This is a genomic window from Halalkalibacter sp. AB-rgal2 (genome assembly GCF_041821005.1).
GTDB lineage: Bacteria > Bacillota > Bacilli > Bacillales > Bacillaceae_D > Halalkalibacter.
Genome location: NZ_JBGUAV010000008.1, coordinates 142,313 through 167,601, shown reverse-complemented (window position 1 = coordinate 167,601; position 25,289 = coordinate 142,313). Strand labels below are relative to the sequence as shown.

The window sequence follows — 25,289 nt, the reverse complement described above, 5'->3', positions numbered from 1 at the left end:
GAGACTTTGTCCGGGCTTTCTTTCACTCCTCACTATAACTTAAAAAAGAAATAGTGGGTAAGATCACCCGCCGATGACCTTACCCACTAATCTTAGTATGTTTTTTATTACTCAACCGTCATTCTTTTTCTATAACCGATTGTAACTAAACCAATTGCAAACAATGCAATTCCTACTAGTAACCAGTTATACAAATTTGTCGCTGTTGCAGGTAATCCATGCTCATCATTTTGTCCCTTATCTTCTCCATCCCCTGGGCCTTCATCTCCGTCCCCTGGGCCTTCATCTCCATCCCCTGGGCCTTCATCTCCATCCCCTGGGCCTTCATCTCCATCCCCTGGGCCTTCATCTCCATCCCCTGGGCCTTCATCTCCATCCCCTGGGCCTTCATCTCCGTCCCCTGAGCCTTCATCTCCGTCCCCTGGGCCTTCATCTCCATCCCCTGGGCCTTCATCTCCATCCCCTGGGCCTTCATCTCCATCCCCTGGGCCTTCATCTCCATCCCCTGGGCCTTCATCTCCGTTTTGACTAGCTCCTCTTATAATATCTAAACCTTCTATTATGAATGTTCCGCCTTTCACAACAATGTGAGCAGTATGATCGCCTTCATCAAGACCGCGCAGGTGATAGGACGTTTGTCTGTCTCCTCGTGAGTACACTCGATAGTTCTCTTCGGTTAATTCTCCGTCAATGTAAACATCAATAACTGCATCTGGTGTTGCACCAAACAAATTGAACCCCGTTCCTTCAAAATGAAAGAGCATACTAGTATCGCTACTTTCAAGGTTTGGTGTGCTGTAAATATCGACACCCCTGTAATCCATAAAATCTTCTTTTATCTCATTGTCCTTTAATGACACTTTTAACGTATGAGTTGTTTCCTCTAAATCTCTAATCGAGAATCTAATTCCGGTTTGCGGATTAACAGAAAAATCACCCATGTCCTCACCATTTAGTTCAAAATTATATAGAGTTTCATCTCCTGTTCCAGAGAAATAATCAATTCCTGAACCAGTGAAGTTAATAACTAAATATGGATCATCATTAAAATTTGCCCAAGCATTCGTTTGATTAGATCCCCATACATTCCCATTCCTTCTTAACGCATAAACCGTATTTTCCTCCTCACCAACTTCAGAATCTTCTGTTATCGGAATGAAGTTACTTGGAGCAAGATTTGTAACAGCTAATACTGGATCAGTTGTCTCTATTTCTGCTTTTGTAAAACTCACATATCGATCAGTGGTAACCACTTCTAACGTATGTTCTTCATCTTCAAGCCCTTTTGCTGACCAAACGACTTGCTCAATTGAACTATTATTTAAATAATTTGCTTCGCCTACTAGCTCGCCATTTAAATAAATATCAGCCGTACCATTCGAAGGATTTGTTATCCCAAACAACCTAACCTCTGTTCCTTTAAATGTAATTTCAAACGATCCTCCTACTCCTGACCATGTATTCGTATTATTCGATGACCAACTACCAGAATAATACACATGATTTAACTCGCCCCGTTCATCGGCTGCATCTCTAAAACCGACAGTAACCCCATTCCATACAGGTACATCTATACTTGCCGTCATTCGTGTACGATTAAAATGAGCATACCCGACTTGACCGAATTCCCACTGACCAATGTAGCCGATTGGATTACTACGATCGTTATTATTTCGTGCTTCTTCTACTGTGCCTACCTTCATACCTTGCGCGCTATCATATTTTTCAGATATATATGGGTAGCCATCAATTGGATCGACACGTAGCTGATCATAAAGGGTTTCATAATAACCTGATCCAATAACCGCTCTTCCTGACATAACAAGCGAGTCCTCATCCTTATAAAACGCTATTTCTTCATCATTCACATATAAAGTAAAAATATTTTCCTTAGCTTCAAATGCAAGGTTATTCCAAACATTTGGCTTGAAACCATCTACTGTGCCACTTGAAACGACATTACCAAGCTTTAAGATTTCATACCTTCCATCTGAATATATACGTGCATTGTATGGTGCATGCGAATCCGTTCCACCTGCCTTCACATGTCGTAATCCTATTAGCGCATAATTACTTCTCTCACTCACTTCAGGTGTGTAAGTATCAAGTAAAAAATCATAAGACACCTTATAATTCACCCAGCGATAGTCCCCAAAGTTCGTATGTGGGTTACTATTACTTGCAGACCCGTCCGTTCCTCCCCAAACAGCCCAATCCGCGCCGATAATGTCATGTGTTATTTTTTGTTGAAGCATATTGCCTCGTTCATCTGCCTCTGGAATATCTCGCGCGATACGGTTCGCACTTCCACTCGTCTCTTGTATCGTGGCTTCTTTCACGACTTCAAATGCTCCCCGTTGATCAGTCGTATAACGTGGTGTACCTCCTCGACGTTCAACGTAATCTCGTCCTTGATCATCGGTAGGATACTCACTATATTCAAAATCATCAACATACGGTAACGGAAGTATCGTATCCTGTGAACTATCAAAAGGACTAGATGAATACTCAAATCCTTCTATTTTAGATTTTTGATCGAGAGTTGTGACTGTCAAAAGCGAATAAGGCTTCACCTCGATTTCATACTGACCATCAACTGGCTCAATTTTATCAATTTGCTGAAACCAGTTCGCATCATAGGACTGACCTGCGTCTGGACCTCTTGTTTCCCACACGTATAAAGGCGCATTTTCTTTTCCATTTAAATTCTTCGCTTCGATTTGATAGTGACGTGTCTCTCGCGTATTGTTGGCATATACTGTTGTATAATCATCAGATTGTGGGTCTTTTACTGTCAAATAGTTATGAGTGCTCGTATCCACATCAACTCCACCATCCATGAAATTCCCGTCACTAAAGGTGGCACCTTTAATATACATCCAGCGCTCATTTTCTTCTGTAGTTGTATTATTGTATCCAACAAAATTCATAACATGACGCACTCCTAATAATCCTCCATCAACTTCAAAGGAACCATTCCATGGTGTAAATGCATTAATTAAATGTTTTGGTGTATAAGAAGAACCTTGATAAAATGCCCCTACAGAAGGCTGAAAATCAAAAGAAACTGCTTGGAGTGGATGTTCTCCTGCACCTTCCCAGCTGTATATAGAAATTATTCGTGACGTAACATCAACAATACTATAGCGTCCACCAAGGCCTTGATAATGTGGCTCCATATTAATTCGATACCTAGCATTAATCATTGGTGAGACCCCTTCTGAAGACCATATCTCTTTCGGCTCTTTACCTTCAGCTATTAAATGGCTTTGAAGCTGTGTCAGCTCACTTGAACCAGTTAAGCCGTAATGACTACTAATGACACCAATTTCATCAATTAAGTCAGGATGATCAAGCAATGTCTGACTGATGGTTCTCGTATCACGATAACCATCACCACCAACTAATTTAATGTCCTTATAAAATTCATCATAATTCGGCTCTTCCTTCATTCGTGACGTATAATACTTCAACCACTCAAGCTCATTCCTTCCATTATTTTGAGCTCGTTCATTTTGTGAAATCCCAACATAATCAAGACGAAAGCCAAACTCTTCATAAACTGCGTCAATCGTCTGCTTAAACCATTGATATCGATTTTCGTACTCTTGATTAGCTGCACCTTCCCACGTCCAACGAGGCTCTCCCCAGCGAAGGATTTCAGTTGTAATGTGAGGGTTAATAGCCTTCGCATCTGCAGCAAATTGAAACCCTGCTCCACGTAACACGTTTGCCGGTTCATCAGCATAACGCATCGTCGCAGGCTCTGTCCCTGAAGAAGAATCGACATCTGCACCTAGCTCCACTTTTACATGAACGAGCCCTGCACCTGTATTCGGATCAAATAGTTGGTGCATCATCTCCCAATATTGATCAGGATGCTCTTCTTTATAATCGATCATTAAACGAGACGTGTTATTTGCTGAAACTGTACCAAATCCTTTAAACCGGTTATACTCATCGACATCCGTTCCATCTATAACAATTGTTCTCGTCCTGTCCTCTGCTCTTGATTCATTTCCAGCCATCATCATGACAAGCAAAGTAATCATGATGAGACTTATCACAATATACAACCAATACATTGAATAACGTTTCATTTCATTAACCATTTTTCAACTCTCCCTTTTATCAGGAAACAATCATGACTGAGAGTATAAGGTAAACAGTTGATCCTGATCATCATTTGACTTGTTCCTTACAACAAGGTGTCACTCATGATGAAAAGACAAATTCCTTCAATCACCTCCTGCGTTGAGTAAAATGATTATTAATCTTGAGACCAGCATCTATAATAGCGCTTACATTTTAACATAAGCATACCTACTTTCTATGCCATTATCTTGACTATCTATAGTGCTATTTTTGCATATTTGATTTCTAGATATCGAATGTTATGTCTTAAAACGCTTAAACACACAGCCGCTTCAGCAGCTGTGTGTTTAATTTGCCTTTCGATACTCTAGTGGCGATATATCATTACGCTTTTTAAAAAGCTTTATAAAATAACTCGTATTTTCATACCCAAGCATGTGGGCAATATCTTCAATTGCCTTATTGGTCTCACGTAAATAAGTTGCTGCCTTCTCCATTTTCACCCGTATAACATACTCTATAAACGTTTCACCGGTTTCCTTTTTAAACAATCGACTAAAATGACTCGGATTCATATAAAGGTGATTAGCAACAGCTTCCATCGTAATCCGTTCTTGTAGATGTTGCTCAACATATTTCTTCGCTTCCCACACTTCTAACCGTTCGGTACGACTAGATGATTGCACAAAATGAATGATACGATGGAAGAAGTCGTTCATATACTTCTTAAGCTGGCACACATTAGCTAATTCATGGATGCTACTATGATCTGAATTATGATGTTGCTCATGCGCAAAGGTGTAATGGTAATGAAGCTCAATCGTGATAATAAGATTATGAAGCCAGCTTCTAACGGAATCTGGGTGATAATGCCCCTCTTTTATAATCGTAATCCATCGATCAACTGCCTGTGAGGCTTTTACTTGGTCCCCTTCAAGCGTTACCTTCTTCCATTCCTCTAACGCTTCATTGTACCAGTGAAAAATCGTTTGATCCGGTTCAGATCCGTTAAACTGTTCCAAATGAATAATCTCTTCCTCTTCAACATAAAACCATCTAGCTTCACAACTCGTTAATTGTTTGAGTGATTGTTTTAATTCTACCATTGATGTAACGGCCTGTTTATAAGCAAATGTTATGCACACTCCACTACATTTTTTTAATGTAGTTTGAAATTGCTTCAGCCTTTTGCGAACTTCCTCATAAGGATTTTCTTTCATTGTTGGTACAAATGGAAAGCACCATATCAATTGATCCGGTTCATAAAGAACACCTCCAAGCTCGTCTCCTTGCCCAAGCGTTTCCTTAGCTACTTTCTCAACAAAAAAAGAAAATAGCTCCTCTGATGAATGAAATTTCTCCCAGCCAGCTTCAATGTTCACCATTCTTCCACTAATCGGAATGTAATGATATTCATCCATATTCAATTGAAAGAACTCGTTTGTATATCTCCATTCACGCTCACTTAAATTAGAAGATGACAGAAACTTTTGCAGCCATTGCTTTTTCATATTTTCTTTATTTTGATCGACGATTGTTTTTAAAGAGGCGACCTTTGCTTGTTCTCGCTTCTGTTTTCTAGCCTCAGACACAAGCTTATTAACCGCTATTCGAAACGTTTTAGGTTCTAGTGTTTCTTTTAAAATATAGTCATTCACAAAGAGTCGTACAGCTTTTTGAGCATAATGAAAGTCATCATGACAGGAAATAATGAGTGCTTGAATATGTTCATTAAGTGATTTCATTTGCGCAATTAGCTCTAAGCCATTCATATTCGGCATATCAATATCTGTAATGAGTATATCTGGTGTTGTGTCTCGAGCTATTTCGAGTGCATCGATTCCTGTCTCACATTTCCCAATGATCTCTAAACCTAACTCTCTCCACGAAATCATCCCATACATAAACTCCAACATTTGAAAATTATCATCAACGAGAAGAACCTTCATCCTCCACCTCCATTTTAGTGTCAGCAGGAAAACGTAATCGAACCGTTGATCCCTTCTTCCTCTTTGATTGAATATACAGTTCAAATCGATCCCCATAAATCAAAGTCATTCGTTCATACACATTTTTTAAACCAATGCCAAATTCCTTCCTAGGCTCCTTAAGATATGTTGCAATCATTTGCCTTTTGTCATATTTAAGACTCTTTTGCAAGGTATTTAGATCAGTTGCATCCATGCCCTCTCCATCATCTTGAACGTAAACGATCACATGACCATCCTCAACATAGGACGTGATCGTTATCGAACCATGATGATTCTGAATGCCATGCTTGCAAGCGTTTTCTACAATTGGTTGAATGAAGAACCTAGGAACAATGACATGCTTAGCTTCATAACTTATGTGTGTATGAAGCTTAATCGGATGCCGCCTCATCGAATTAATCACATCGATATAATCAGTCATGTGCTCAACTTCCTCTTCAAGCGAAATCGATTCATCTCCTTTGTACACACTACGTAAAAACTTGCCAAATGATAGAATTAAATCTGCTGATTGTTCGTCATTATTTTTTAGTACTTGGATTCGTAATGTACTAAGAACATTAAAAATAAAATGAGGCTTAATTTTTGATTGTAGTACAGCCATTTCGGCCTTCCTTTTCATTCGTTGCTCAAGCTTCACTTTACCGAGAGCCTCTTGGATTCGATCAAGCATTAAATCAAACGCCATGCTTAACCGTCCGATTTCATCATTACGTCTAATATTCGAGCGAACCTCTAGATTCCCTGCATCAATTTCTTTGGCAATAGCAGCTAAATTTCCGATTGGTTGCAAATAGCGATTGACAACAAATAATAAAATAATTACTAATAAGATAAGTGCCATTGTTAGTATATATACATTAAATGTATACGCATTTCCTAACTCGTCAATCGCACTATGATAAGGCATAGCACTAACGATCGTCCAATCACCATTTGAAAAAGGTTGATAGATTAATAAATTGTCATCATCGCCTGAATCCATTATTAAATATGAGTCTTCCTCATCCATCTGTTCATAATATGGAAAGAGCTGACTAATTAATATATCAGAATCATCATATAAAACGCTTCCATTTTCGTCTAACAAAAAAATAGTTCGATCCTCGGCAAGGTTTTTCGTTAAATGGTCAAGCGCGATTTTGTTAACACCAGCAAACATATATGCTGTTGTTTCCCCTCTATAGTTCGTTAGCTTTCGGCCGAGCACAATCACTTGATCATTTTGATAAAGTAAATGACCTGGCTCTCGGGCATCCTGTAAATCCTTCGCAAGAAAACGATACACTTGGTATGTCGAAATACTCTCCACTTTCTCAAACCATGCTTCTAATTGTTCGTATTCAAAACTGCCATTGAACGACGTATTTGAAAAATAATAATCACCTTCTGCTGGAAGAATGGCCATTCGAATGTAGCTATTCCTTGTAATGTGATCTAACTTTGCGTTTATATCGAGAAATGCTCTAGGTGGAATCGGTTCTTGTAATCCACGATTTAATATACTTCTAATTTCCGAATCAAAATGAACATAATTCATCGATTGAATGACGTCATCGACCAATTTTGAAAAATATACATCTGCTAGCTCTAAGTTGTATTTCTCACTTTTAATCGTTTGCTCTTTCACCACATTTAGACTTGTTACGATAATATTCCCCATACTAAAGAGGATCGGCAGTGCCATAAATACGAAAATAATGAGCAGTAGCTTTTGACGAAAGGAGATTGCTTTTTTAATCTTGTACATCTTCTCCTTTATCCTTCTCATCCTCTTTCACATCCTGATCCGTTTTCATTTATTATAACAGACACTGTTTCCTCCATAACGAGCTTTAGATGTTTCCTTTCTCTACATTTGATGAAAGCCTAATGAGAAGCACCGTTCTTCTCATTAGGCATATTAGCAATCGTCCTTTTAAAATCTATTCACTAACATTTGCATCAATGACACTTTGCACAGCTTCATGGGCATTTTCAATCGTCGCATCAAGATCTTGCTCCTCTAACAAGAAACGCTCAACCTCATTACGATACGCTGTCTCAACTTCACCAATGAAAGCAGGTGGGATGAAGACAGGTGCCGCCTCTGAAACGTCTAATGTATGAATAAGTGATTCCATATTAACCAATTCAATGTCCACCTCTGGACTTGCATCGTGTAAGCGTGTAATAACATCTTCCAAATCAGCACCTAAATAGTCTGGTAAATATTTTTCTTGTAATACAATTCCTTCTGTCGTATACCAGCGAATAAATTCAAAGGCTTCTTCCTTATGCTCAGAACCTGAATACATCGTTAAGAAATCCGCACCCGCTGGCGTTGTAATTGGGTCGCCTTCACTCGCTTTCGGATAAGGAGCATACGCTACAGTAAATTCTGGAGCATCATCCACCCCACCTCGTTCATTTATCATCCAGCTCCCTGTCATAATCATCGCTGCACTCTCACCAAAAAATTGTGGGCGATAATTTAAATCAAGAGAAATGGTATCAGCATACGGAGTCGCTGACCCTTCTTCATGACCTCTTTCACGAATTTCAAGTGATTGTCTAATGTGATCACTGTCGACATTGGACGTGACTCCATCATCCTTAATGATGTTACTGTCTGTCGGCTGGTTGAACGCTGCTAATTTAACATAATCCATCCATGTATGAAAGAACGTACCATAACGCTTGCTTGGTCCCTCACCTTCCGTCAATGCGGCTGCATAATCCATATATTCATCCCAAGTCCAATCAGTTGGCACATCTAATCCAGCTTCATCAAGTGCATCTTGATTCAACATCACAAAGAACATATTGTATTTTCCAGGTAATGCATAATAATGACCATCCACATTCGTATTCACTCGATACTCATTTTCATATTCTATTCCTGCTACATCTAGATACTCATCTAATGGTTCAAACATGCCTTGAGCTACACGTTGTGAATAATTTGCTGCATCGTTGACAATGATGACATCCAACTGATCACCAGATGCTGCTGCTAAATCAATCTGTTGCATCGTTTCATTCGCATCATTATTTTCTGGACTGACTGTTTCCACTTTAATATGTGGGTGATCGGCTTCAAACGCTTCTACCACCTCATGCCACCTATCCTGCTCCTCATTGTACCAATGATGCATACGAATCGTTACAGGCTCATTCCCATCTGTATTCTCTTCTTCTTCTGGTGTATCATTTTCATTTGTTGTCGTGCCTCCATCATCACTTGAACAAGCAGCCAATCCCATCACAAACAATAAACTCAATAATAAGTGCATCCATTTGTTTTTCTTCAATACAAAAACCTCCCCTTTTATTAAAAATAATATTTATCCTTTCACTCCACCCATAGCAATTCCTTCAATGACATATTTCTGTCCAAGAAAGAAAATGATAAGTAATGGAAGGATAGCTGATACGGTACCAGCCATAATCAAGCTGTAATACTCACCACTCATCGAAGTAAACCGTGAAATACCGATTTGAACCGTTGATAAATGATCTGACCGTAAGAAGATAAGTGGTCCTTGATAATCATTCCACGTCCAAATAAAACGCAGAATCGCATACGTTGAGATCGCTGGCAGTACTAACGGTACAGCCACCTTACGAAAGATCGTCAAATGACCGGCTCCATCAATTTTAGCTGAAGCGATATAATCATCATGAATCCCCATAAAGAACTGCCTTAACATAAATGTCCCTAATACACTAAAACTATTTAATAAAATAAGCCCTAAATGTGTATCAAATAAATCCAAATACATATACAGCATAAATTGCGGAACTAAAATGGCCTGTGCAGGAATCATGAATGTCGCCAATACGAGTATAAAAATAAGATGGCGTCCTTTAAAATGAATCTTTGAAAAGCCATAAGCAGCCATCGTAGAAACAACTGTAGAAATGAGTGTTGTCATAACCGTTACTTTAATAGAGTTCCAATAATACAGTGGGAAATCTCCACTCCATACCTCTACATAATTGCTCCAGCGCCATTCACTCGGAATCCATTGAATTGGGTATACGAACACTTCTAGTTCAGGCTTTAATGATGCAGAAATCATCCATATAAAAGGGAGTAGAAAGATGATTCCAATTATCAACATAAAGATCGTCAGCATGAGCTTAACAGTTTTGCTTTTAATGTCATTACGACCCATCTATTCCACCTCCGACTAATAATTGACCCATTTCTTCTGCCCCCACCACTGAACGGCGGTAATAATTAATAATATCAACAGTAGTACCATTGAAATCGCAGAAGAATAGCCTGAACGTAAATTTTCAAATGCTTGCTCATACAAATAATAGACGATAACCGAAGTCGAATAGCCTGGCCCGCCACTCGTTAATACAACAATTAATTCGAATGATTTAAAACTATAAATGATTCCCGTTATTAGGAGAAAGAATGTCGTTGGCGAAAGCATAGGCAGCATAATATACCAAAACTTTTTCAGCATATTGGCTCCATCCATATCGGCAGCTTCATACATCTCCATTGGAATATTTTGCAAAGCTGCTAAGTAAATAATGAGGTTAAAGCCAATAGACACCCAAATACTAATCATGATAACTGATATTAACGCCCACCTCGTATCTGCTAACCAACGTGGGGGATTTTCAATTCCAAGTGCCATTAAAAACTCATTAATCGGTCCATAAGACGGATGGAACAATAATTGAAACACAATCGCAATGGCGACAATACTTGAAATATACGGCATAAAAAACGTAATTTTAAAAAACGCCTTCATGTATACATGCTTATTAATTATGATTGCCAACAGTAATGAGAAGAACATAGTTAACGGCACAGCGAAAATAAGCCACATATTATTTCGAACCGACTGTATAAACAAATCATCTTGAACAAGTCTTGTATAATTAGCAATGCCAACAAAATTCATATCATCAATGCCTCTAATAAACACCCAATCGGTAAAGCTAACAAACAATGCAGCAAATATCGGTAAGATGACTAAAATCGTCGTCCCGATAACCATTGGACCAATAAAGAAATAACCAGCCAACGTCTCTTTCGTCTGCATATTTAGCGCCCACCGTCTCTTTTTTTTCGTTTTCTGTTTAGGTGACGTTTGCGATCTAGTCACTGGTTCCATTTATCTCACTCCTAACCTGTCGGTCTCTCTTCCATATTTGCTTCTATAAGTTTAACGGAATAATAAAGCGCTTACATCAAATTATTTTGTCAATTGATAACACTATTTTGACTGAACATAATCGATAGTCGTTATAACCATCATCGATACTAACAGTCTATTCCCCAAAAAATAACTTCAACTTCACAAATAACAACAGAAAAGAAACCTAAAAGGAGGACACCGAAGAAGTTGAAAACCAAACTTTTTCGGTACCTCCCCAAAAGGCCACTCTTTTGAACTCCTATGATTTATTTTCACTAATCAAATTAATTTAGTGTATAATTATCTCGAAACTCTTTTGGCGTCAATCCCGTCACTTTTTTAAAAAAACGAGTAAACGAATGTGCGGCATTATAGCCAACTTCCATTCCAACTTCACGTATTTTAACATTTCCATCTCTAAGGAGCTTCTTTGCCTTTCTGATCCGACATTTATCAATGTATTCCGATAAATTAATGCCATATTCCTGTTTAAAGAAATGTGATAAATAAGATGGATTAAAATAATGAATCTCCGCTAAGCGAACTAGTGATAAATCCTCACTTAAATTATTTTCAATGTATTGGCAGATTCGCTCGATTACTTTTGAGGCTCTGTCTCGTTCATCCGTTTGTTTGACCTTGAAAACCTCCGTTGCAATGTCATTTAAATATCGAAAACCGCTTTTCATCGAGGCATGATCATCCAGTCTCAATAACTTTTCCGAATGATCAATTCTATTGGACCAGCCCATCCTATTAATATAGGAATACAGAACAATTGCCACAGAAAAGTATGTTTCGATCATTTGTTGTATACAACCATTTTGTAACGACTGTTCTAATTCTTTCAACACAATGAAAAATTCCTCTGAACGATTCGCTTCTAGATGAACGACTAAGATTTCAACTATTTGACTAGACTCTAATCCTTTGTTACTAGTATATTCATTATTTTGCTCTTCTGAAGCACGCAAAATAACCGGAATGTCCTCCCCTATTTTCAGTTGCTGAAGCTGTCTTAGGTGTTCATACATTTTTGTTACGCTTCCCCATTTATTAAATCCACCACTTATCGTAAATCCAATTGTTATATCAATTGAACTTAAACATTCCTCTTGAACGAGTTCCAACGTACCTTCTAAATATTTATTAAAATGATTATCCATTTTCTCATTTTTAGTAGATGAGATTGGTTGGATAAAGAAAAGAATATCTCCATGCTTATCGACAATCCCATTACAATGAATCTGTTCAGAAAAGTGATCCTCCCAAATCGCTCGAACAGCGGAAAGAATTTCACTTCTTTCCGTATATGTTTTTCCTTTTTGATAATCCAAATGAGCAAGAACCATCATAACCCCACTTGTAGGATCTAATGAAATATTTAATTTATTGAACTCCCTTTGAAGTACTTCTTGATCTGCACACACCGCATTGCTTTTTTGTAAGAGGTGTCTCAAATAATCTCCTTGCGCCATCATTTCATAGGCGTATATTTGCTCGCGAGATTGCTCTAACAATAAGTTATCAAGTTGGCGGCGTTGAATTTCCTCCATCACTTCGATAACGGTTTCCGTCACCTTATCGTACCCTTCTGTTTTGAGTAAATACCGAACATTGGGCATTTGAATCGCTTTATATGTATATTCAAAGTTACTATGACCCGTCAGAAAAATGGCTTTACACCTAGGCCAATATGCATGTATTTCTTCAATTAGTTCCAATCCGTTCATTCCAGGCATCGCAATGTCTGTAAGTACAATATCAATTCTAGTATTGGACATCCAATTTAAAGCCTCTTTTCCAGAGTATGCTTTGCAAACATCTAACCGGTCAGGCATTAAGCGACTAAACACTTCATATAAACCATCAGTAATGATTTCTTCATCATCCACGATCAATAGTCTGTACATCCTCATTCTCCCCTTTTTGTTTTAATTCGGATCACGACTTTCAGACCGCCGAGTTCACTTTTCGACAAGAACAACCCACTACCATTCCCATAAGTTAATACCATTCTTCGGTGAATATTAATCATACCTGTCTGCTCCTGATGCTCGTTTATGTTCATAATTTGCTTGGACAATTTATCAATCTTATTATCATTGACCGTGTCACCATTATCCTCAACGATCATTGAAAATTCATCATTTAACACTTCATAATGTATGCGTAGAAACCCTTCATCCGACATTTTTTCAAGACTATGCTCATAGGCATTCTCGATAATCGGTTGTACGATCAGCCTCGGTACTTTTAACCGTTTCATTTGCTCAGGTAATTCTTCAAATTGCACTTTAATACGCCTTGAAAAACGCAGGTTTTGAATTTCTGTATACATGCGAGCATGCTTAATTTCTTCCTCTAACGATACTTCATTTTCGCCATTACGTGTAATAAATCGAAAATACTCGCCAAGCATTTTTGTAAATACTTCAATTCTCTCCGTATCCTCTATCTTTGCAAGTGAATTCAAGATAAAGAAACTATTATATAGAAAATGTGGATTTATTTGGGATTGTAGCTGTTTTAATTCTGCCTTTTGCATCATTAGCTTTTGCTTATAATCTTGATCAATAAGCTGTTTTAGTTTTACTAACATTTTATTATAGCGATCGTATATAAAACCGAACTCATCTGTTTTTTCATGTTTAATAGGCTTATCCAAACCACCACTCTCCATCGTTTTAAACCCATCAACGAGAAGTAATAGTGGTCTATGAACGAGCTTATAAGTAGAGTATGAATAAATAATAATGGTAACAATAGAAGTAACGATAAATACCCACACCCAATTACTAAATTTATTTAACGGACTTTTTACGATCTCTTCTGGTAAATAGGTTACTACAAAAAGCCCCAACTCTTCAGAATAGGCTTTGTCAAAATGATACAGGCTGCCATCCACGTCCACTCTATTCGTACTATCTTTTAATCTTCTTTCTACATTTAAGTATTGGTTGGGAATTCTATTCGATTCCTCCCCTATGGACAGCATCACTCTCCAATCTTTTGAAAGTAAAAATGTACCACTTTCTGGATACATGTTTAACGTATCTAACGATGTCTTCAACTTTTCAGCGTCCAGTTCGATTTGGACTGTATACAGGGGCTCTCCCTCTTGATCAATTCCCATCACTGAAGGACTTAGGTATAATAAATCATCGTTTTTTATTAATCTATCTTGATTACTTTTCAAAGTCGTTTCTGTCGCACCATAGAGTTGATGATCAACATTTTGAACGGCATTAACTGCTGAAATGGTTACATCAATAGAACGAATGTGTATCGAGATATCCTTAATATAAGCACTAGTATTTCGAATAGAAGTCAATCGGTGGAGAATATAATTAATACTTGATTTTTTTTCAGTACTATCCATCATATCCCAAGTTAAAGCGATTTTACGCAATTCTCTTTCCTGTAAAATATCGAATTGCTGTATTTCCATCCATTCAATTTCGCGATTTAAGTTCTCTAAATAAGATGTTAATTGCACTTGTGCATATCTTGAAATTTCCTGATTCGCATTACTATAGCTCCAATTATACAAATATAAACCTAATAATATAATTGGAAGAATAACAACATGATACATAATAAGTAATCGTACAAATAATGTTTTTCGAAAAATAGTAGCACGTTTGTTAAACAAGAAACTCCCCTCCGATGCTGTTCGATCCGTAGACTTTTTGACAGACAAAACTGCATCAGACTACGAGGTCACTGAAAACTAAGAATAGCTTTTCCAATGCTCTTTATTTGAGTAACAAAAGTTGAAGACGTTGTGCACGGCTCAGTGCTCTCTAGAATACTTCATTTTCTATCTCGTTCTGAGTACCATTGATTCACTTCTGCTGTCATTTCTGCTCCGCCCATTCGATGCCAATCATCAACAAATTGATCGAATTCATCAATAGAACGACCAAGGATAATATCTATAAATGTATCGTGCATTAAATCGTCCAATATAGGTTTCATTTTAATCATCGTATTTGTCGGTGCTCCTACAAAATGATCATATAACAGTTGATCATTAGCAGCATATTGCTCAAGTATTGAAAAGGCACCTTCTGGTCCATACGTTCGTTCCCATCCCCAGCCCGATTTATCATGCTGGTTCATATAATGATCAATATTCTTTTGAATGGCTCTTGCCTCTGGCTTCAAATTGGAATAATCTCCAGACGATCGTGCTTGTTCGAGTTGACGATACGCCTCCAAATTTTTTAACGCTGGATATGGTGTAACGGGCGACACTCTCCAAACAGGAAATGGTGTACTATAATAGACTTCATATTCAGCTGTCTCCCCCCAGTTTTTCTCTAAGTGAAGATTAATCATTTTGATGACCGCTTCTGGATAGTCATACCCTTCCTTGACCACTAAAAAATAATTAGTTGAAAACTTCAAAGGCACTTTCGGTAGTTGTTTTGAATGAGAAACGATCGGGTAAGCTTGCCACTGTACACTTTCATCATCTAAACGACTTGTCCCCGCGACAAAGGATGCCCATTGTTCACCATAAAACATTCCTACTTTTCCCTTTTCAACTAGGTTCTCAACTTTCACACCATCTTTAAACATAAATTCATGATCTAGTTGGCCATCATGATACATTTCTTGTAGCGCTTTCAAACCAACTTTCACCTCTGGTTGAACTCCTCCAAAAACTAGTTCTCCTTGTTCATTTTCTACCCAAATTGTTGGATACGCTCCGTACCCTGCCATGAATCCAGTAATTCCTAGTACAGGGTCCCAAAGATGTTGAGTAATGGCTAGACCTAACGTATCATCTTCACCTGATTGATTCGGGTCATTATTTGTAAACGCTTTCGAAATTTCAAGTACGTCATCCATAGTTGTTGGAGGATCTAGATTTAACGTCTCTAGCCAATCTGTGCGAATCCAGATAAACTGTGCTCTCTCAATAGAAGATTCAATTTCAGGTATCCCCATTAAATTCCCATCAATCATAGCAGCTTCAAATGGACCTGAGCCTTCTTGATTCATAATCTCCTTCGTAAAAGGAGTCGCATACGTCTCGTAAACAGAAGAAAGATCTTGTATTAAGCCTGCACTGTTCAATTGTCTTAATTGCTGAGCACTTACTTTTGCTACATCAGGTAAGTTTCCCGAAGCAAGAACAGCACCTAATTTTCGGTGATAAAGGTCGCCTTTCGCTTTCCAATCATACTTAACTTCTATACCTAGTACTTGTTCATAAAGCCTACTCCAACGATTATCATCTAATGTTTCTCCAGGCAGCTCATTCAGTATATTTTCTAAACTCTCACTTGTCTCTCTAACTAAATGAATTTCAATGGAAGGAGAATATTTAGTTAGTCCAGGATGCTGATCAATCATTTCGTCTTGATCTCCAAGTAGAACAGAATCTTCGCCCCTCTCCAAACCTTGTTCACAAGTTGACAAGATTGGCATCATGAACAACACTGTCAGAAGAATACTGGCTTTATTTGATTTAACCCACACAAGTAATGGACCCCATTTCATAGTTTAGTAATATTGAAATAGCGTATTATTATAAATTATTCTATCATAGTTTGTTTTTTACAATACACATTTATTTAGATCATTACCATTTGTTTATTTCATTTGGAATTTGAATCGTACCATTCATCATCCACCTGCTTTTACACATCTATTTGCACTTATCTTATGCAAACCTTTTGGATTTAAGTAATTAACAATCATACTCTTCATATAAAAAATGGCCTGGATTGGTTTTTCTGATGAGAGCAACCGATCCAGGCCATTTATCGAGTATCTAGATCATACATTCAGTTTTGTATATCGAAAATAATCAAAATCGGCAAAACCTCCAACTTCCCTTGTTGCATAATTAAATAACCCTATTCGACAACCCATAAAATGGTCTAATGTGTATTGTAGTTTGACCACACCTCCAATTTGCGTCCATTTCAACCCATCATCTGAATAATAACAACGAGAAATATCGATACTATTTTTAAAATCAAATTCCATCTTTAGATAAATTTCATCTCTATCATATCGAACGCTTTCAACTAGTTCCTGCTTGCCTGTATTACCTTTCACACACATCTCAACATAACGATTTCCCGATTCATCTATCCGAATTCCAACTGTCCCAAAATGAAACTGTAGCGCAACAATCCCCGCATAATCACCTGGTTTCATATATTGACTGTCCATTAAGGTCATTCCACTACAAGCAGGGCCTTCAGTTCTTTGTGTTAATGTATTACGCGCATATTCGACACTTTCTGTTAAATGTCCCGTTATCAACCTCAAATAACCTGGTCTTGCTGTAACTGTCCACCATTGATTGTTAGGATTATGATTCCACTGCCAATTATAAGACAATTTGTTTTCCTCATAATTAAACTCATCACTTTTAACAATTGACACTGATTCCAGCATTGGTAACTTTGCTTCAAAAGCCTTTGGAACTTTCCCATCAAAACCAAATATCGGCCAATTATCTAACCATCTAACAGGTACAGCACAAGGAATTCTTCCAACAGCACCATGATCCTGAAATAAAAAAGCGTACCATTCCCCGTGAGGCGTATCCACAATACCTCCTTGAGCAACTCCTTGATTTTGATAACCCATATCATTATCAAGAACAATCCTACGCTCATAGGGACCCAAAAGCTCTTTCGAACGATAGCAAATCTGTCGTCGACGTTTATTTCCAAACTTTGGCCACTCAATAAAAAATAAATAATAATAGCCATTTAAATGGTACGCATGACACCCTTCACATCGTAGGCCAATGCCTTCATACTCCGTAACAAGCAGTACCTGATCTATTCCGCCTTCTTTTTTCGCAGTAGCATCTTCCGTTAATTCCGTAATACGGATGTCACCATTTCCATGAATAACAAAGACTCGTTCATGATCAAACAACAAGCACGGATCATGATGAAGCCCTGGAATAACAGAACATTCCCACTCACCGTTTTCAATATCATTTGTTTGATACATGTAAAATTGATTGGTGTCATTGCTTGAAAAACAAAGATAGAATGTTTGATTATGATAACGTAAGCACGTCGCCCATGACCCTTTACCATAAATGTTCTTTCTATCAATTAAACGATGTTCTTCATTATCAGCAAATGTGTCAAACACATAATTAACGATCTCCCAATCTTTTAAATTACATGATTTCATTATCGGACAACCTGGCATTGAATGCATACTCGTACTTGACATATAGAAGTATTTCCCTACACGAATCACACTAGGGTCTGGAATATCGGTCCAAATAATTGGATTTGTAATGATTGTATTACTCATGATAACCTCTCCTAAATAAAATACATTCTTTGATCATGAACGTGCCACATCCAATAGCTTCCAATAGGATTTCTTTGGTTGGTGATTCGAGTCAAAAGGGAACGGCCAATTTCGACGACCCCTTACAGGAAAATCATTTAACCAAGTATAGTCATCTGCTGCACCCCAAAAAGTAACAGATGAAATAACGTCAGAATACTCTTTAAAAATGTTAAAAAACATTTCATATCGTTCAGCTTGCATTTCCATTAACGCTTCTGTCGGCTCTACTAAATCAGTACGACGGTCATCATGATTGAAAACGGATACATCCAGTTCGGTAATATGTAACTGTAATCCAAGGCTTGCATATCTCTCAAGCCCTTGACGAATAAGATCTTGTGTCGGATATTCCAAATTCCAATGAGCCTGTAATCCAATTCCATGAATGGGTGTACCATTCTCTTTCAATGATTTAACCATACTATATATTTTTTCTCTTTTCTTTGGAACAAATTCATTATAGTCATTATAGAACAAGAGTGCATTTGGATCCGCACTGTGAGCATATTCAAATGCTTTTGAAATAAAGTCCTCACCTACAATATCAAGCCATTTTGAAGGCCGAAGCATCTCTTCGTTTTTGTCAGAGACTACTTCATTAACTACATCCCAAGCATATATTTGCCCTTTATAACGCTTCATCACCGTTTCAATATGTGACTGCATTCGCTTCAAAAGAGTTTGTCGATCTACGAGATTTCCATCCTGTTGCTCAAACACCCACTTTGATGTTTGATTGTGCCATACAAGCGTATGTCCCCTAACTTCCATCTCATGTTCTTTCGCGAAAGAGATAAGACGATCCGCATGCTCAAAAGTGTAATGATGTTCACATGGATGGAGACTTTCGAATTTCATTTCATTCTCTGCAGTTATACTATTATAATGATAACTAAGTAGATCACGTTGAGTATGAATTGTCTTCGAATTCACAGCTGCTCCAATTGAAAAATAGTCCCCAAACACCTCATGAAGCCTTTTACTTTCTGTCACCTTAGGATTCTGCACCATTTTTCATCCTCTCGTTACACGTATCCAAATGTGTATATATGGTTTAGTCTAGCGAACTTAGATATTTACAACAACCTGTCATTCTATTGGTTCTTAACCCTATACCTTATAGGTTACCAAAACGAAAGAACTCTTTTTTAACTCAAATTATTTAAATTAGAATATTAAATGAAGCTGGGACAATTGTGTTTAAACAATTGAGAACCCGAACAAATACATTGGTGCAAATGACTCTCCTAACTACACTTCGTATAAACACTTTCGTTATGTCCCAACCTCATTCAACCTAATCTACATATTCATTCTTCTTTTACGAATAACCAATAAAGCTACACTACCTATAACGAGCAATGCAAGACCGTACATAAGATAAGTGTACAGATCCGTCGCCGTACTAGGCAATACTTGGTCATCTTGACCGTCCTGACCATCCTGGCCATCTTGACCGTCCTGACCATCCTGGCCATCTTGTCCGTCCTGACCGTCCTGACCATCTTGACCGTCTTGACCATCCTGACCGTCTTGACCATCCTGACCATCTTGACCGTTCTGACCGTCCTGGCCATCTTGGCCATCTTGACCGTCCTGATCACTCTCTTCCTCTACAAATACCCCATAAGCAGAGAACGTTGTAACACCTAATACGATCGTTTGACTCTCTTCATTCACTTCTCCGCCACGATATTCCCATTCATCTTCTTCATCACTATAATAATAAATTCCCAATTCATCTGTATGAACATCCTTTTCATGTCCTAATTGCAATGTAAATTCATTCGTAGGAATAGTAGCACCATCAGCATATTCAAACATGAACGTTAACTGATCACCAGCAGGAATTAAACCCTCGTAATTTGTATTTGTAATATCTTTCGTTGCTACTTTCAATTTCGTACCATCTGGTAAATCTAATGGCATCTTGATCTTACTATTTGATCCAACAATCGAGTACGTAATGCCAGCACGAACCTCTTCTGCTTCCTCAGCATCTAACATTAACTCTCCAGGTGTCTCCTCATTTTCATCCCTATCAGCCTCAGTAAACTTCCAATAATCAAAGTTAAATAAATGATTATCTCCTTCACCCTTAAACATAAAGAAAATATTATGAACACCTGTTACAGCTGTTACATCCGTCTCCATAAGGAGCCATTCTTGTTCCCCACCTGTTGGTTCAATCTCTAATGAGCCTATTACTTCTCCAACCGGACTATCTAATCGAATTTCAATCGTTCCACCTACACTCGATGCGATATTCGCTTTAAATGTACTAGCACCATTTTCACCAAAATCGGCATTTGATATTGCAACCCAATCACCATCTTCAATATTTGTTACATGTAAGTTGAGACTCTCCAATTTACTTCCTGGTGCTTTTGAAACCTCTGTTGATATGCCTGCATTCCAAGCAAACGTTTCAGCCTCTGTTCTTGTATATGGGTTAAGAGTTCTAGTTTGACTGACACCATTCATATCCGCTTGAACATCTTTTATTTTACCATTCTCATAGTATTCAATCTTATTAATATGAGGAGATCGATACCCCATCGTATCGTCCATTAATTCCTTTGACAGAGTTTGGGCATGGTAAGTAATATACCATTGATCATTAAACTCAAATATATGATGGTGATTGTTTCCACCGACATCAAAGAAACGAGATGGATTCCGTAAAAGCGTTCCCGCATAAGTGAAAGGACCCATCGGATCATCACTAATCATATATGCGATTTCTCCATGAAGTGGCATGCCCTCTTCACGTACACCTGAGAAATTTGTACTATAAGAAAAATAATATTGCCCATTATACTTATGCATTTCTGAAGCCTCAAACATGAAAGGTGCATCAATCATGACGGCTTCTCCGACTGTATCTATCATATCGTCGCTCAATTGAATGACACGAGCTGTTTGAGGATTAGCCGCTTGCTCAGGAGTCGGATTTGCTCCACCAGGGACTCCGCCTCCAAAGTACAAGTACCCTATACCGTCATCATCGATAAAAACACCTGGATCAAAGTTCCAAACTACTCCTTCTATTCCAGGAGTATTCCCATGAATGATTGGCCCTCCAATTGGATCAGTCCAAGGACCAAGCGGGCTATCTGCTGTAAGGACACCAATGTTAGATGCGTTATTACAGAAGTATAGGAAAAACTTATCCTCACCATTAATTTCCTTATGAGCAATTGTCGGTGCCCACGATTGACTAGCCCACGAGGCTGCTCCATTAGGTCCTGCAACCGGGATAGAACCGTGGTCTGTCCAGTTTACTAAATCTTCTGATGAAATGACTGTCAAAGTGTTAATATTTGCATACGTATTGGCAATGATTTGACCATTTTCATCATACTCAAACTCATCATTTGTCATATAAATATATACTCGTTCATCATGGACTAACACATTGGGATCTGCTCCAAACTTGTGACTTATTAGTGGGTTGTGATACCCTGGAACCTTCGCTAAAGCATCTGTCTCCAATTGTAATAATTCAATGTTTGCAACAGCATCATGCACATTGTAAACAATATTTGCACCTTCTACTTTAATATAATTGGCTCTAAGTTTTTCATTACGATTTGACGTTACAAAGTCATCCACCTTTAACGTAATCGTAGCAAAGAGTTGGGAGTCCTCATTTGAAAAATGAAAGTCATCTCCACTAACCGTTAATAATAGCTGGTTATTTATGAAGCTAAAGGTCCCTTCACCATGAATATTCTCAGTATGAAATTCCACTTTAGAAACAGACAAGCCTTTAGGAATATGAAAAGATGCTGATAACGCCTCATATTCTCCATTTGGAAGCGCATCCATTTTTATAGGTACTTCAAATTCATTGTTTGGCACCCCAACCACATCAGAAACATCATCTAACTGAACATTTAATACCGTTTCGACACTTTCAGAGCCTGTTATCGCATCCTCCACTCTAAAGTAGTCAAAATCAACATAGCCACCTGGATTTTTCGTAGCATAATTAAATAAAGCAAAACGATAGCCCATGAAATGCGGTAGCGTATATTCCATTTCTAATGCATCACCGATAGGCGTCCACTCCACACCATTTAGACTATAATAGAAGTAAGCACGATCTGTACGGTCTTTAAAATCAAAATCCACTTTAAAATAAACTCTTTCTTCATCTAAAGGTATACTCTCTACTTCCTGTAATTCTTCAGAAGTCCCCGTTGCCATGACAATTGACTTAGCATTGTCCTCCATTTTAACACCAACATAACCATACTTCTCTTGGAAGGCAGCAAGTCCAGCGACGTCTCCATCTCGCATGTTGTCCACTTCTATTGCAATATTACCTGAGCTTTCTGGTCCAAATGTTCGTTGAGTTAACGTATTTCTAGTATCATGAATACTCGTATCAATGTTGCCGTTTGTTAATCTTAAAAAGCCGTGACGATCGGTTAAAGACCAATTCGTATTATCCGGATTATGGTTCCATTGCCATACTAAATCGAGGTTTGATCCATTATAATCATGCTCACCTGGATTAACAGTATCAGGCACTCCACCTTTATTAATAAATGATATATCATCAACATAGAAATCCATTAAATCTGTAACAGGATCAGGGTTATCCGCCCAGGGTGTTTCAATAAAAATAAATGTTTCTGATAGATCAGTACCTACTGGAAGTCTATACGTCCCTGAAATCGTTGCCCATTCCCCTTTTTGAACGGTTGCAGAACCAATCACTTCGATCCCTTGCCAAGTTGGTCCATTTTGAATCGCAAATTGAAAATTCTTCTGATCTGGCCCTTCCGTATATTTGACCTTCGCCGAAAACTCATAAATATGGTTAACTTGAACAGCTCCAGTCAACACATATTTTGGACCATCACCAGTCAGTTCTCTATTGGTTACATGTAAGCTATGAGAACTGCTATACGCCTCTTCATTTGTTACCTCAATGGTAGCATTTCCATAAACATCCCATGGCTCGAGACCATCTTCAAAACTCCCATTATTAATAAGATCAGCTTCGTCTGACCCAGTTTCCGTTGTTGTCATAGAGAGGTCATCTACATAAAAGTTCATTAAATCTATTCCCTCATCAGGCTCAGCTGTCCAAGGTGTTTCAATAAAAATAAACGTTTCTGATAGATCTACATCCTCAGGTAAAATATAGGACCCCTCAATCGTTGCCCATTCACCTTTTTGAGCGGTCGTAAAGCCCATCACCTCAATACCTTCCCAAGTTTCTCCATTTTGGATCGCGAAATGGAAGTTTTTTTCATCAGGTCCTTCTGTATACTTAACTTTTGCCGAGAATTCATAAACCGTTCCAGGCTCCACTTCACCTGAAATATCTTGTTTCGGGCCATCCCCCGTAACTTGGCGATTGGTCACATATAAACTATTTGACCCACTATATGCCTCTTCACTTGAAAGCTCGATATCTGCTCCGAAACCTTCCCATGGTTCTATTCCATCTTCAAAGTTACCATTATCAAGTAATTGTATACGTTCAGTTGTAACTGGCACTTGGCTCTCTGACTTAGCAAGAACATCTTCTGTTACGTTTGCATGGTTCGTTTCAAAAAGCCGGTTCGTATTTTGATAAAATTCATCAGAAGCTACAATTCGGTTGGTCGAATTGACTCCTTGAACTGGAATCGGCAACTCTCTTGGAGCTTGTCCGTCTTCTCCAAAAATAGGCCAATCATCTTCCCATGTAACGGACACAAGGAATGGTGTTCGCCCTACTGCTCCATTATCTTGAAATATCATCGCATACCAATCGCCATCAACGGTATCAATCATTCCGCCTTGAGCAATGCCAGAGTCTTCTAATACGATCCGACCCTCGTAATCTCCATTTATCGAATCTGAACGATAGATTAGTTGCGTTCTCATACCGCCTTCTGGCCACGTAATAATCGATATATAATACTTTCCATTTATTTTTTGAATCGTTGCTCCTTCACCTGGTAGTCCACCAGAACCAGCTATTTCACCTGAATTCGGAATAATAACTTCATTCAAACCGCCTTCTTTAACAGCCGTAGCATCGGATGTTAATTCCGTAACCGAAATATTGCCGCTCCCATGCACTAAATATACACGTCCATCATCATCAAAAAGAAGAGACATATCATGGAAATGCGCATCAAGTGTATGCCTTGTCCATGAGCCATTTTCAATATTAGTCGTCGTGTAAACATACGTATTACCTGTTGTATTTGAAGAAAAGGCCGCATAGTAAGTCCCTTCATGATACCTTAACGAAGGTGCCCATGAACCTGCTGAATATTCGCTTTGTCCATTTCTTAAAGATTGCTCATCATCTGTTTCAAGAATATCATAGACATAATTAACAATTTCCCAATTAACGAGATCATACGATTTCATAATGGGAACACCTGGATTCATATGCATCGTCGTACTTGCCATATAATAAACGTCCCCCACCCTAATAACATCAGGATCTGGCACATCAGAAAATATAAACGGATTTTCAAAAGTCTCATTTGATTGTTGAGCAAGTAACGGCATATTTGGTAAAAACAAACTTAAAATTAGCGCAAATGTCATTAAAACGGCAAAGAATTTTTTATTCATGGTTTTATTGTCCTCCTTACTATTTTTAAAACGATTTGAAAACCATTATTCCATAGTGTCATCTAGTTGATGACTTCGAAGGATCAACAACACCCCAAAACGCTGGCTTCTC

General features: G+C 38.2%; 12 protein-coding genes. All 12 read right to left on the bottom strand.

The features are described from left to right. Window positions 1-107: 107 nt before the first annotated feature. Window positions 108-4,112 (bottom strand): S-layer protein, encoded by a 4,005-nt coding sequence (locus tag ACERJO_RS09135; RefSeq protein ID WP_373647291.1) that lies wholly within the window; start codon window positions 4,110-4,112, stop codon window positions 108-110. Between the two features lie 330 nt (window positions 4,113-4,442). Beyond that, the gene (locus tag ACERJO_RS09130; protein WP_373647290.1) at window positions 4,443-6,044 is read right to left on the bottom strand and encodes an AraC family transcriptional regulator; all 1,602 of its coding nucleotides are present in this window, start codon (window positions 6,042-6,044) and stop codon (window positions 4,443-4,445) included. Beyond that, window positions 6,025-7,857 (bottom strand): sensor histidine kinase, encoded by a 1,833-nt coding sequence (locus ACERJO_RS09125; protein ID WP_373647289.1) that lies wholly within the window; start codon window positions 7,855-7,857, stop codon window positions 6,025-6,027. Before ACERJO_RS09125 ends, ACERJO_RS09130 begins: the two co-directional genes overlap by 20 nt. 154 nt (window positions 7,858-8,011) lie before the next feature. After that, on the bottom strand, window positions 8,012-9,379 hold the full coding sequence (locus tag ACERJO_RS09120; RefSeq protein WP_373647288.1) for an ABC transporter substrate-binding protein: 1,368 nt from the start codon (window positions 9,377-9,379) through the stop codon (window positions 8,012-8,014). A gap of 33 nt (window positions 9,380-9,412) precedes the next feature. Continuing rightward, window positions 9,413-10,246 (bottom strand): carbohydrate ABC transporter permease, encoded by an 834-nt coding sequence (locus ACERJO_RS09115; protein ID WP_373647287.1) that lies wholly within the window; start codon window positions 10,244-10,246, stop codon window positions 9,413-9,415. A 15-nt stretch (window positions 10,247-10,261) separates the two neighbouring features. Continuing rightward, window positions 10,262-11,209, bottom strand: a complete 948-nt coding sequence (locus ACERJO_RS09110) for a carbohydrate ABC transporter permease (RefSeq protein ID WP_373647286.1) — start codon at window positions 11,207-11,209, stop codon at window positions 10,262-10,264. Window positions 11,210-11,517: 308 nt separating this feature from the next. After that, window positions 11,518-13,146 carry a response regulator transcription factor gene (locus ACERJO_RS09105; RefSeq protein ID WP_373647285.1) on the bottom strand — a complete coding sequence of 543 codons (1,629 nt, stop codon included), beginning with the start codon at window positions 13,144-13,146 and terminating at the stop codon, window positions 11,518-11,520. Between the two features lie 2 nt (window positions 13,147-13,148). After that, complete coding sequence (locus tag ACERJO_RS09100; protein ID WP_306421088.1) at window positions 13,149-14,888, bottom strand: sensor histidine kinase; 1,740 nt, start codon at window positions 14,886-14,888, stop codon at window positions 13,149-13,151. A 161-nt stretch (window positions 14,889-15,049) separates the two neighbouring features. Further along, window positions 15,050-16,600, bottom strand: a complete 1,551-nt coding sequence (locus tag ACERJO_RS09095; RefSeq protein ID WP_373647296.1) for an extracellular solute-binding protein — start codon at window positions 16,598-16,600, stop codon at window positions 15,050-15,052. A gap of 426 nt (window positions 16,601-17,026) precedes the next feature. Then, window positions 17,027-18,541 carry a glycoside hydrolase family 43 protein gene (locus ACERJO_RS09090; RefSeq protein ID WP_247104276.1) on the bottom strand — a complete coding sequence of 505 codons (1,515 nt, stop codon included), beginning with the start codon at window positions 18,539-18,541 and terminating at the stop codon, window positions 17,027-17,029. Window positions 18,542-18,574: 33 nt separating this feature from the next. Next, on the bottom strand, window positions 18,575-19,594 hold the full coding sequence (locus tag ACERJO_RS09085; RefSeq protein ID WP_373647284.1) for an endo-1,4-beta-xylanase: 1,020 nt from the start codon (window positions 19,592-19,594) through the stop codon (window positions 18,575-18,577). Window positions 19,595-19,885: 291 nt separating this feature from the next. Beyond that, window positions 19,886-25,177: a family 43 glycosylhydrolase gene (locus ACERJO_RS09080; RefSeq protein WP_373647283.1), complete on the bottom strand. Its 5,292-nt coding sequence runs from the start codon at window positions 25,175-25,177 to the stop codon at window positions 19,886-19,888. Window positions 25,178-25,289 lie beyond the last annotated feature (112 nt).